The organism is Photorhabdus kleinii, assembly GCF_025384885.1.
Classification (GTDB): Bacteria; Pseudomonadota; Gammaproteobacteria; order Enterobacterales; family Enterobacteriaceae; genus Photorhabdus; species Photorhabdus kayaii.
This window is the reverse complement of the sequence record NZ_JAJAFY010000002.1, coordinates 218,973-231,232: the sequence shown is the minus strand read 5'-3', so window position 1 is coordinate 231,232 and position 12,260 is coordinate 218,973. Positions and strand designations below refer to the sequence as shown.

Genomic DNA, 12,260 nt, shown 5'->3' with positions numbered 1-12,260 from the left:
AATAGATATGCCCAATCACGCCAATTTTTCAGAAAAACAGCGATTATCCTGTTACATCCGCTCTACCGTCTCAATACCCAATGTATTCAGACCTTGCTTCAATGTCTTAGCGGTCAGGAGCGCCAGTTTCAGGCGACTTTGACGCAACTCTTCGCTTTCCGCATTGAGGATTTGGCAGTGTTCATAGAAACAGGAGAATAGACCAGCCAAATCGTACAGGTAAGCACACATCACATGTGGTGTACCTTCACGGGCGACGGTGGTAATGGCCTCTTCAAATTGTAACAAATGGGTGGCCAATGTTTGTTCACGATCTTCATTTAGGATAACCGGTAGGGTCAGACTGCTTTCATCGATTTCGGCACGTTTAAAGATGGAAGCAACACGGGTGTAAGCATATTGCATATAAGGCGCGGTATTGCCTTCAAAGGCGAGCATATTATCCCAATCGAAGATGTAATCTGTGGTACGGCTTTTGGAGAGATCTGCGTATTTCACGGCACCGATACCGACAGCTTCAACCACTTTTTTTAATTCATCTTCTGGCATATCCGGGTTCTTTTCACGGATAAGGGTGTTGGCACGTTCAATAGCTTCATCCAATAGATCGGTCAATCTGACAGTACCGCCGGCGCGAGTTTTAAATGGTTTGCCATCTTTGCCCAACATCATGCCGAACATATGGTGTTCCAGTGACACGGATTCTGATACATAACCAGCTTTACGAACGATGGTCCAGGCTTGCATCAAATGTTGATGTTGACGGGAATCGATGTAGTAAAGAACGCGGTCCGCGTGCAGGGTTTCATAACGGTATTTTGCGCAGGCGATATCGGTTGTGGTGTAAAGATAACCCCCATCCTTCTTCTGGATAATAACGCCCATCGGTTCACCTTCTTTGTTTTTATACTCATCAAGGTAAACTACGGTTGCACCATCGCTTTCCACTGCCAACCCTTGCTGTTTCAGATCAGCGACAATACTGGGTAGCAGATCGTTGTACAGACTTTCACCCATGACAGAATCTTTAGTCAGCGTGACATTCAGACGATCATAGGTTTGCTGATTTTGGGCCATCGTGATATCCACTAGCTTGCGCCACATGGTACGGCAATATTCATCACCGCCTTGTAGTTTTACGACATAGCTACGGGCACGGATGGCAAACGCTTCATCTTCATCGTAATGCTTTTTGGCTTCGCGATAGAAAGCTTCCAGATCGGACAATGCCATATCGCTGGCATTTTCGTTTTGCACTTTTTCCAAATAGGCAATTAGCATACCGAACTGGGTTCCCCAGTCACCCACATGGTTAGCGCGGATAATCTTATGACCGAGGAATTCAAGTGTACGGACGGCGGCATCACCAATAATCGTGGAGCGCAAATGACCAACGTGCATCTGTTTCGCAACATTGGGGGCGGAATAATCGACAACAATAGTTTGTGGTTTGGCTGGCGTAACGCCCAGCTTTTCATCTTTCAGGGCAGTTTCGATATTGGCTGCAATCCACGCCTTATCAAGGAAAATATTGATAAAGCCGGGGCCAGCGATTTCAACTTTACTGGCGATACCTTGCAGATTTAGCAGGTTAACAACTTTTTCTGCCAGTTGTCGGGGAGGCATACCCACTTTTTTCGCGGCGGCCATAACACCATTGGCCTGATAGTCGCCAAATTGCGCTTTCGCGGATTGGCGGATGTGAGCTTCGCTGTCGGCTGGAGCACCTGCTGCAATCAGCGCTTGGCTGACTTTTTCTGAAAGAATCGCCTGAATATTCACCTGGTTACCTTAAATGACGAACAAGAAATAGGTATATTGTAGCAAACAATATCCTTTGCAAAATGGTTCATAAGAAAAAACGGCGGGTTTTATACCATATTCAACACATGACATACCACTTTACTGTTGCTTTGTGCCAAGTTACGAAGATAAAAAACGCATTTCCTCGAAAAATCATGATGGTGATTATACCCTATGGATTTCAAGATGGATCGCGACGGCAAGGGAGTGAATCCCCGGGAGCATAGGTAACTATGTGACCGGGGTGAGCGAGTGCAGCCAACAAAGAGGCAGCTTGAAAGATAACGGGTATATAATGCCGTAATGAATATACGGCACAAGGATGGAGTAGTCATGGCAGTATGGCAAACGAACGAACAGGAAAACCAGAGGCTTTTTTAGGTTTGGCCACAATATTGAAAATAACTGCGCCACGTACAGGTACTTGGTCCAAATTAGCCAAAAGTTCTATCTGATAAGTATCTTGCTTTAATACATAATCTTCGCCCAACAAGGCATTATTCTTTCTAAAATCTTTAGCGGCGTCGGTATCAAATGTTTCATGTCCGATGGCTTTAATATGACGCTCCTCAAATAAAAATTTAAGGGCATCTATTCCCCACCCAGGTATTTGGTTATTGCCAGAATCATCTTTATTGTCCATTTTTTCCTGAGATGGCCAGCGTTTACTCCAGTCAGTTCTGAGCGCAACGAAAGTACCTGCCTCAATAATTCCATATTCTTCTTCAAATTTAAGAATATCTTCTTTAGAAAGTGAAAAGTTGGGGTCCTGTTTTGCTCTTTCTGATTGATCAAGCACGATTAAAGGTAAAACTAATTCTTTTAATTCCAGTTCATCAACATAACGGGTATTAGGAACAAAATGGCAGGGAGCATCAATGTGAGTTCCATATTGGCCGGGAAAAGAAAATTGCTGAACAAAAAAGCCATCTTTGTAATCAAAAAGTGTTTTAAACTCTGCTGAATCAAGCATAAAAAAATGTGGAGAATCTTTATCGAAGCTATGCGTCAAATCGACCCATTTTTTTGACTTCAATAAAGTGAGCGCTTGTAAAATGCTATTTGACATAAAAAACCTCATTTTTGATAATTTATTGATGTTATTTTTACCACTATTGCATGATTAATGCTGTAAGATTTTTTACCGTAAATAGTGATGTTCCTCATGTTTTATTCACTTTTATTGTTCCAGTAATGAACATACGAAATAAAGGCATAATAGATTTAAAGGCGGCCGGACTCGTCATTTCTGACTACTGAGGCTTGTGTTAGACTCGTCAGATACGAGCACATCAGGTTATGATTCTTATAAGCGGAAAATTATAAAGAAATAATAGAAAATAAGATAATTGATTTTTACATTAGTTAAAATTTAAAATCAAATATAATAAAAAAATATATATTATATATTTTTCGGCATTATTATTAATGTGATGTATTTCTATCTTATTGTTATCTAATGGTTTTTTGCCTTAATTGGTTTTCATTGATTAAAATTGAAAATCTTTTGCAAATTATTTGTTGGGATTTTTAATAAAAAAGAGATTAATATCATTCATAATTGAATTAGTTCAAAAAATGGCTAGTCTACATTTACCTAAAAAAGGAACTGTTATGCTTTGGAAGAATACTTCCAACCAGTTTGGTCACTTATCTGTCCTTTTACATTGGCTGGTTGCATTGGTCGTATATGGCATGTTTGCGCTAGGACTGTGGATGGTGACATTAGGGTATTACGATACGTGGTATCACAAAGCACCTGAAATTCATAAAAGCATCGGGATGTTGCTGTTTATCATGATGGCTGTGCGTGTTATCTGGCGTTTTATTTCTCCACCACCCAAGCCATTAGCCAGTTATAGCCGCTTGATTAGAATCAGTGCTGTTTTAATGCATATTTTGTTGTATATCTTATTGTTTGGCATTTTGATTAGTGGTTATTTAATTTCGACCGCTGATGGGCAGCCGATTTCTGTTTTTGACTGGTTTATTGTTCCGGCCACATTAATCGGTCAGGGCGAACAAGCGGATACTGCCGGAATGATTCATCTTTACCTTGCTTGGGCAGTGGTAATTTTATCGTTATTACATGCTGTTGCAGCATTAAAACACCATTTTATTGACCGTGATGCAACCTTAAAGCGGATACTGGGTTTCCGTCCTGAATAATATAAAAGACGATTATGGAGAAGAATATGTTGAAGAAGACGTTACTTGGCCTGACTGCGGGTGCATTGTTACTAAATGCAAGTTCTGCATTAGCTGCCAATTATAAAATTGATATACCCGGCCAGCACGCCTTTATTGGATTTCGCATTCAGCATTTGGGGTATAGCTGGCTATATGGGACATTTAAAGATTTTGATGGCTCTTTCACATTTGATGAGCAAAATCCGGCTGCAAATAAAGTTAATGTGACGATCAAAATAGCCAGTTTGGACACTAACCACGCCGAACGTGATAAACACCTGCGTAGTAAAGATTACTTTAATACAGAGAAATACCCTGAAGCAAAATTCACGTCAACTGAAGTGAAAAAAGAGGGGGAGAAATATGTTGTTACAGGTGATCTGACTTTAAATGGTGTGACAAAGCCAGTAGTACTGAATGCAGAACTATTGGGTGAAGGTAAAGATCCGTGGGGTGGCTACCGCGCAGGTTTTGATGCTTACGGCAAAATCAAACTGAAAGACTTTAATTTCCAAAAAGATTTAGGGCCTAAATCACAGGAAGCGGATTTATTGATTTCTATCGAAGGTGTTCGGGAAAAGTAATACGCTGATGACTTAGCTCGTTAGTGCAATTTATTAAGGGCTGCGCATTGCGTGGCCTGTTTTATTGATAGGCAAAACCTTCTTTTCAGTTGGTATGATGGATAGTGCTGTTTTTATATACAGTTTATTGCAGTTGATTGATTGTATGTGGTTTTTGGTGACCGGGGTAAGCGAGTGCAGCCAACAAAGAGGCAACTTGAAAGATGACGGGTATATATCGTTTGGAGAAAGACATAGTAAGCATCCATTTGTAGAGAACAGTAATAATAATGATGATGAGGCTGCTGTTTAATGCGGTCTTTTTCTTATCTGCCAAGTGAAATGATGTGATTTTTCACTTGGCATTATATCAATGAAAATGTTTATTACTTTATTGGTAATACATGCTTACGTGGTTTTTATTTTATTTCCTCTAGAGGGGAATACCGAGATTCTATTATGACATCGACAAGAAATTCATGTGAATTATCACCAAAAGTACCCGGTATATCATTGAATAAAAGTATTAATTCTCCATCTACAGGAACTGTTTTATGGAGTCCTCCATTGCCAATTTTAAACTTTCTGTTGGCGATTTTAGCGATGAGTGTGGCTATTTGTGGGGGCTGTGGATTATTAGGTACAGGGCCATCAGGTGATGCCCATTCAACATTATCATGGCCATATTTCACCCATCCATGTGCAACAACAGAGATTATATCTCCTTGTTTGAGAATAAGTCCTGTAGGTTTACCATTTTCAGCATTAGCTGGAACACTTCCTGACCAATTATACATAGTATTACCTCTGAAATTATGTTTTATAGAAATAGTTTTGTCAAAGATGTTTACATATTTGACTGAAAGAAAATTTATATTTTTATGATGTCAGGAACAATGAAAAACATCATAGGTTGTGACTTGCGTTAATAACAATTTTTAGAGCGATGATTAATTTAATGTTATAATTGTTTTTTATTTTAAATAGTTGTCCTGAATCGTTAAAATAGAATGGTTACAGTAATTTATTGATAGATAGTATTTTTTGCATGGAGCAGTTATTTATTACTACAAAGTGTACGTTTCACACATCAGATTATTGTTGATTTATAAAAAAGGTATACAGGACGCTCTGAGTGAATTAGAGAAGAAAATCCTGAGAGATCTAAATGTGAGGTGGTAAAGATGGATAATAAATTGTTTGTTAAGGTATTAAACCTCGTTTCAAGAGAAGTTTTTTCGCTTAATTGCGGTTTTTTGTGAGTGAAATAGGGTAATGAAAATTCATGAAGGTTATTGAAAAAGTGCTTGTGTTGGTGCTATAAAATTTCAATTATTACAAATCGAGAGTATCATTCGAGGTTTGAAACGGCGGCAAACCTTTAAAACGCTTAGGCTGTTAGGAGCCAAAGGGAATATTAATCTTCGCATCTTAACTGGGATAATATGGCACATTTTTCTTCTATTATTGAATTACAGGATCTAGTGGCTGATTTGGCAATGTTTGTGCAAAAATTGGCACAGTTCAAACAGCGGCTTAATTTGGATGTTGAGCAATATCAAGCCGATCATATCTCCCTGCGTTGTCACGACATCGCTGTAGCCGAGCGCTGGCGTAAAGGTTTTTTGCAATGTGGCAGTTTGATGTCAGAAAGTCTCATTAATGGGCGTCCAATCTGTTTGTTTGATTTAGAACAACCAATCATAGTGCTTAATTGGCAAATCGATTGTGTTGAACTGCCCTATCCTGGTAAGAAAACTTACTTGCATCAGGGATGGGAACATGTGGAACTGGTGTTGCCCGTGGCACCTGAGCTTTTATCAACAGCAGCAAAAGCATTATTACCGCAACCTTTGCCGACAGGTTTTTTTGTCAAAGAGAATCAACCCAAAGGGGAACAAGAGCGGTTGCCTAATCCTACTTTAGCTGTCACTGATGGTGAGATCACCGTCAAGTTTCACCCATTTACATTGCGTGAAATTGTTAAAAATGAGCACCAGTCGGCAAAATTAACTTTTTCGTCCTTGTGATCCAGATAAAAATTCTGACCTTGTGATTTCCTACAAATCATCGGCAATAATTAGGTGTCATAGTTAGTGAGTTGAACTACTGAATCGCGTAGATTCATTGATTGCTCGTTAATAACTGGGTGTCCAAGGAACTTCTGATGACAAAGTTAGAAATTTGTTGTTTTAGCGTGGGTTGCGCATTAATCGCACAACAGGCGGGTGCTGACCGGATAGAGCTTTGCGCCAGTCAGGCGGAAGGGGGATTAACACCGAGTTTTGGTACGTTGAAGCAGGCTATTGAGCAATTAACTATTCCTGTACATCCCATTGTACGTCCAAGAGGTGGTGATTTTTGCTACAGTCACTCAGATTTTGAGGTGATGAAAAATGATGTTGCTCAGATCCGTGATATGGGATTTATGGGCGTCGTTTTTGGTGTATTAGATGAAGAAGGACATATTGATTTGCCCCGTATGCAACAATTGATGGTACTGTCTGGCAATATGGCCGTCACTTTTCACCGTGCATTTGATATGTGTTTTAATCCTTATGTGGCATTGGATCAACTTACTCAACTTGGTATTAAACGAATATTGACTTCCGGTCAGCAACAGAATGCCGAATTGGGATTACCCTTATTGAAAGAGCTGCATCAAGCCAGTCAGGGGCCAATTATTATGGCGGGTGCGGGTGTTCGTATGAGTAATATTCATAAATTTATCGATATCGGGTTAACGGAAGTTCACAGTTCGGCAAGCCGGATTATGCCCTCTACCATGACCTACCGCAAAGCAGGGGTGACGATGAGCGCGGATAATGAAGTGGATGAGTTTTCACATTATTGTGTTGATGGTGGCGTGGTAGAGGTGATGAAAGGGATGCTGAGTTTGACTTTATTTGAATAATCTATTGTGAACTGGCCCTGTTGGGCCAGTTCTTAAAGTTAGGGCTTACGGGCGATGAGTACCGCCCGCAGAGGAGCGGGATAACCCTCAATGGTTTTACGGCTATCCGCAGGATCGAGGAAGTCAGATAGCGATTCAGTTTTCATCCAATCTGTACGACGTTGTTCTTCCGTCGTTGTGACTGCCTGATCGACAATTTTTACATCGACAAAACCGCACTTCTCCAGCCAAATTTTTAACATTTTTGCCGAAGGGATGAAATAGACGTTGCGCATTTGAGCATAACGTTCACCGGGGATTAAACAGGTATGTTTATCTCCTTCAACAACCAGACTTTCCAGTACTAACTCACCCTCAGATACCAGTTGGTTTTTCAATTGCCAGAGATGGTCAAGAGGAGAGCGGCGGTGATAGAGAACGCCCATCGAGAAAACCGTATCGAAAGCGGCTAGTGCCGGTAATTGTTCAATGCCCAGAGGTAAAAGATGGGCACGTTGATCATTGCCAAGTAACTTTCTGACAGCTTCAAATTGGCAGAGGAAGAGCTGAGTTGGATCGATACCAACGGCAAGTTCAGCCCCTTCACCCACCATCCTCCACAGGTGATAACCACTGCCGCAACCAACATCAAGAATTGTCCGGCCGGTTAATGGAGAAATATGGGGCAGTACCCGATCCCACTTCCAATCTGAACGCCATTCAGTATCAATATTTACGCTATAAAGAGAGAATGGGCCTTTGCGCCACGGCATGAATACTCGCAATATATTGGTAAGGCAAATTTTTTCACCTTCGGATAGGGGCGGATCGCGTTCTGCGATCACGCCATTTTTCAGATCTAATTGGGTCGGTGAAATTTCGGGTAGGTTTTCCAGGGTTTTTACCCATGGTTTAAAATTACCGTGCAGGGCCGCTTTTTGCCATTCTTGCAGTTGAGCAGGAAGGCAATTAAGCCAATGCTGGAGGTTATTTTTTGCAATAAGTTGATAAAAATTACCGAAATCGATCATTTATCGGCTCCTTTTATCGCTAGCAGTGAACCAAAGTTAAAACACTGAAACCAGACTTCAACGTGGTTAAAACCGGATTGGTGGAGACGGGATTTGTGTGTTTCTACAGAATCAGTCAACATGACATTTTCAAGCATGCTGCGTTTCTGGCTGATTTCCAGTTCGCTATATCCGTTAGCACGCTTAAAATCGTGGTGCATATTAAACAGTAACTCACCAATCTGTTGATCTTCAAAGCTGAATTTCTCTGATAAAACTAAAACACCCCCCGGACGTAATCCCTGATAAATCCGGTTAAGTAAACCTTGTCGATCTTGCGGGTTGAGGAATTGTAAGGTGAAATTCAGTACGACCATCGAAGCATTTTGAATATCGATATTAAGAATATCGGCTTCAATGACTTCAACCGGTGTTTGCGCCCGGAAAGCATCGATATGGCGACGACAGCGTTCCACCATTGCCGGGGAATTATCAACGGCGATAATTTTGCAGTTTTCAGCGGCAATATTGCGGCGCATTGCCAAGGTTGATGCGCCCAGAGAACAACCCAGGTCATAAATTTGACTGTTTGATGTCACGAAACGACAGGCCAGCATACCAATCATGGAAACAATATTTGAATAACCTGGCACGGAGCGTTGGATCATATCAGGGAAAACTTCGGCTACCCGTTCATCGAAACGCCAGTCTCCCAGATTGGCAATGGGCGTGGCAAACAGGCTATCCCTTTGATGGTAAGGATCTTGATTTGACATAACAGCATTAATTATCAGAAAAAATAGAAGGTGGCATTCTAACAGAAATTCACAAAAAGGCTGCAAGGGTAATCAGCGCAATAATTCCAGGCAGCAGAGTTTGCTGCCTGTTATTTCAGCGCTAGTACTATTAGATTAGTAGAGAGAAAATATCTGTTCCCAAGGCAAGTAGTAAATATTTGTCATCACCATTAATACGATTGAGAGATAAGTTGCTACCATGCCTGAACGTCGCCAGCGGAGTTCACGGTGGTGCAGACCATAATAATGCAAGACTCTGCCGGTGAGCAGAATCAAACCACAGACATGTATCATCCAGACATTTGAGCCGTTCATCTCCATCATGACTAGCAATAACATAGAGATAGGAATATATTCCACAGCATTACCGTGGATGCGGATCGCTGTTTGTAATTCGTAAAAACCACCGTCTCCATATGAGACACGATATTGTGTTCTTAACTTAACCACATCAAAAGACAGCTTAATCAATAATAGTGCGCCCAACACAACATAAAGCGAGCTAACCATTTTTAACTCCATTGCCTAACCGAAATTGGCCAATTAAGTTATGATAAACCCCAAAAATAAAACTGTCGCTATAAATAGATGGGAATTGAAAATAAATTGCCCGATTATCAGACATCAAGCAATGGTATAGCATCGGAATATTACCTGCCCTTATCTCTGAGCAGAATTTCCATTATAATGGCGACCTTTTTTGACACTTCATGACATTTTTCAAGTTCAAGAACGATGCCAAAATTTCCGCAGCAACAGCACAACAGCCGAGTAAAAGGATATTGTATGCGTACTGATTATTGTGGGCAGTTGAATCTGACCCATGAAGGCCAGAAGGTGACTCTTTGTGGTTGGGTAAACCGCCGCCGTGATCTGGGTGGCTTGATTTTTATTGATATGCGTGATCGTGAAGGGATTGTTCAGGTGTTTTTTGACCCAGATCAGCAAGCCGCATTTTCTCAGGCTGCTGAACTGCGTAATGAATTCTGTATTCAAATCACCGGTACTGTACGCGCCCGTCCTGACAGTCAAATCAATAAAGATATGGCTACCGGTGAAATAGAGGTTTTTGCGGAAAGTTTAAATATTATCAACCGCTCCGAACCTTTGCCTTTGGATAGCAATCAGACGAACAGTGAAGAGCAGCGTCTGAAATATCGTTATATTGATCTGCGCCGGCCTGAAATGGCAAATCGTCTGAAAGCACGTGCTAAAATCACCAGTTTTGTTCGTCGTTTCATGGATAATCAGGGTTTCCTGGATATTGAAACGCCGATGCTGACGAAAGCAACCCCCGAAGGTGCTCGTGATTATTTGGTGCCGAGTCGTGTTCATAAAGGCAAATTTTATGCCCTGCCTCAATCCCCACAGTTATTTAAACAATTGCTGATGATGTCTGGTTTTGACCGTTATTATCAAATTGTTAAATGCTTCCGTGATGAAGATTTGCGTGCGGATCGTCAGCCAGAATTCACCCAGATCGATGTGGAAACTTCCTTTATGACTGCTGAGCAGGTAAGGGAAATGATGGAAAAAATGATCCGCGAATTGTGGCTTGAAATTGAAGGTGTTGATCTGGGGCATTTCCCGGTGATGACGTTTGCCGAAGTGATGCGTCGTTTCGGTTCTGATAAACCTGATCTGCGTAACCCATTGGAGTTGGTTGATGTTGCTGATCTGGTTAAAGATGTGGAATTTAGTGTTTTTGCTGAACCGGCGAATGACAGTAAAGGCCGCGTAGCCGTAATTCGGGTACCAGGTGGCTCTGAACTGAGCCGTAAGCAGATTGATGAATATGGCAAATTCGTTGGGATTTATGGCGCAAAAGGGCTGGCGTGGATAAAAGTCAATGCGCGTGCTGCCGGTCTGGAAGGGGTTCAAAGTCCGATAGCTAAGTTCCTGAATGCAGAGGTGATTGAAGGTCTGCTTTCCCGTACCGATGCACAGGATGGCGATATTTTGTTCTTCGGTGCTGGTAATGTAAAAGTGGTCACTGATGCTTTGGGAGCGTTGCGTCTGAAATTAGGGCGCGATCTGAGCCTGACAAAATTGGATAGCTGGCGGCCACTGTGGGTTATCGACTTCCCCATGTTCGAAAATGATGGGGAAGGTGGCCTGACCGCTATGCACCATCCGTTTACTTCACCGTGTAATATGTCAGCGGCGGAGTTGGAGCAAGATCCGGTTTCGGCTATTGCCAATGCTTACGATATGGTGATTAACGGCTACGAAGTGGGTGGTGGCTCAGTACGTATTCACCGTAATGAAATGCAACAAGCGGTGTTCCGTATTTTGGGCATTAATGAGCAGGAACAGCAGGAGAAATTTGGCTTCTTGCTGGATGCACTGAAATTTGGTACGCCTCCCCATGCAGGTTTGGCATTTGGTCTTGACCGTTTGGTGATGTTGCTGACAGGAACGGATAACATCCGTGATGTTATCGCATTCCCTAAAACTACCGCTGCCGCTTGTTTAATGACGGAAGCGCCAAGTTATGCCAATTCGGCGGCCCTTGAAGAGTTATCAATCTCTGTTGTTGCTAGAAAAGAGAGTCAATAATGGCTTATAAGCGCCCCGAGTCTGTACTGGTGGTTATTTATGCGTTTTCCAGCCGACGGGTGCTAATGTTACAGCGGCGGGACGATCCTGATTTTTGGCAGTCTGTCACTGGCAGCCTTGATGGAGATGAAACGCCGTGGGAGACAGCATTACGTGAAGTGCAAGAAGAAGTCGGTATTGATATTATAGGTGAAAATCTTGAACTGATAGATTGCCGGCGTTCTCTTTATTATGAGATTTTTACCCACTTGCGCCATCGCTATGCTCCAGGAGTCACCCGCAATAAAGAGTACTGGTTCTGTCTGGCATTGCCGGAAGAGCGAGAATGCCTGTTGACTGAACATCAAGCTTATCAGTGGCTGGATGCGGATAAAGCAGTAAAGCTCACTAAGTCGTGGAGCAATCGGCAGGCGATTGAAGAGTTTGTTATTGAATAAGTTTATTA

At 41.9% G+C, this 12,260-nt stretch carries 12 protein-coding genes; 6 read left to right on the top strand and 6 right to left on the bottom strand.

The window, feature by feature from the left end:
* Positions 1 to 51 precede the first annotated feature (51 nt).
* Both argS and LG003_RS02885 read right to left on the bottom strand, forming a co-directional pair.
* A complete protein-coding gene (gene argS / locus LG003_RS02890; protein ID WP_112876070.1) occupies positions 52 to 1,782 on the bottom strand; it encodes an arginine--tRNA ligase in 1,731 nt (576 codons plus the stop codon).
* A 352-nt stretch (positions 1,783 to 2,134) separates the two neighbouring features.
* Positions 2,135 to 2,872: a cyclase family protein gene (locus LG003_RS02885; protein WP_112876069.1), complete on the bottom strand. Its 738-nt coding sequence runs from the start codon at positions 2,870 to 2,872 to the stop codon at positions 2,135 to 2,137.
* Between the two features lie 545 nt (positions 2,873 to 3,417).
* Between LG003_RS02885 and LG003_RS02880 the strand changes: the two genes are divergently transcribed.
* Together LG003_RS02880 and LG003_RS02875 are read left to right on the top strand one after the other, a co-directional pair.
* Positions 3,418 to 3,972: a cytochrome b gene (locus tag LG003_RS02880; RefSeq protein WP_262980119.1), complete on the top strand. Its 555-nt coding sequence runs from the start codon at positions 3,418 to 3,420 to the stop codon at positions 3,970 to 3,972.
* Positions 3,973 to 3,998: 26 nt separating this feature from the next.
* Positions 3,999 to 4,577, top strand: a complete 579-nt coding sequence (locus LG003_RS02875) for a YceI family protein (protein ID WP_112876067.1) — start codon at positions 3,999 to 4,001, stop codon at positions 4,575 to 4,577.
* 398 nt (positions 4,578 to 4,975) lie between these two features.
* On the opposite strand, the gene LG003_RS02870 is transcribed toward LG003_RS02875, so the two are convergent.
* Complete coding sequence (locus LG003_RS02870) at positions 4,976 to 5,353, bottom strand: LecA/PA-IL family lectin (RefSeq protein WP_262980118.1); 378 nt, start codon at positions 5,351 to 5,353, stop codon at positions 4,976 to 4,978.
* A gap of 648 nt (positions 5,354 to 6,001) precedes the next feature.
* Here LG003_RS02870 and LG003_RS02860 point away from each other — a divergent pair.
* Together LG003_RS02860 and cutC are read left to right on the top strand one after the other, a co-directional pair.
* Positions 6,002 to 6,586: a VOC family protein gene (locus tag LG003_RS02860; RefSeq protein ID WP_112876065.1), complete on the top strand. Its 585-nt coding sequence runs from the start codon at positions 6,002 to 6,004 to the stop codon at positions 6,584 to 6,586.
* A 137-nt stretch (positions 6,587 to 6,723) separates the two neighbouring features.
* Complete coding sequence (gene cutC, locus LG003_RS02855; RefSeq protein ID WP_262980117.1) at positions 6,724 to 7,470, top strand: copper homeostasis protein CutC; 747 nt, start codon at positions 6,724 to 6,726, stop codon at positions 7,468 to 7,470.
* 38 nt (positions 7,471 to 7,508) lie between these two features.
* On the opposite strand, the gene cmoB is transcribed toward cutC, so the two are convergent.
* The 3 genes from cmoB to LG003_RS02840 all read right to left on the bottom strand — a co-directional run bounded on the left by cmoB (position 7,509) and on the right by LG003_RS02840 (position 9,766).
* Entirely contained in the window at positions 7,509 to 8,480 is a 972-nt protein-coding gene (gene cmoB / locus LG003_RS02850; RefSeq protein ID WP_112876063.1) for a tRNA 5-methoxyuridine(34)/uridine 5-oxyacetic acid(34) synthase CmoB, read from the bottom strand.
* A complete protein-coding gene (gene cmoA / locus LG003_RS02845; protein WP_112876062.1) occupies positions 8,477 to 9,235 on the bottom strand; it encodes a carboxy-S-adenosyl-L-methionine synthase CmoA in 759 nt (252 codons plus the stop codon). The genes cmoB and cmoA overlap by 4 nt, the downstream gene beginning before the upstream one ends.
* 135 nt (positions 9,236 to 9,370) lie before the next feature.
* Positions 9,371 to 9,766: an MAPEG family protein gene (locus tag LG003_RS02840; RefSeq protein WP_112876061.1), complete on the bottom strand. Its 396-nt coding sequence runs from the start codon at positions 9,764 to 9,766 to the stop codon at positions 9,371 to 9,373.
* A gap of 276 nt (positions 9,767 to 10,042) precedes the next feature.
* Between LG003_RS02840 and aspS the strand changes: the two genes are divergently transcribed.
* Both aspS and nudB read left to right on the top strand, forming a co-directional pair.
* A complete protein-coding gene (gene aspS, locus LG003_RS02835; protein ID WP_262980116.1) occupies positions 10,043 to 11,815 on the top strand; it encodes an aspartate--tRNA ligase in 1,773 nt (590 codons plus the stop codon).
* Positions 11,815 to 12,252 (top strand): dihydroneopterin triphosphate diphosphatase, encoded by a 438-nt coding sequence (nudB, locus tag LG003_RS02830; RefSeq protein ID WP_112876059.1) that lies wholly within the window; start codon positions 11,815 to 11,817, stop codon positions 12,250 to 12,252. Before aspS ends, nudB begins: the two co-directional genes overlap by 1 nt.
* Positions 12,253 to 12,260: the final 8 nt, after the last annotated feature.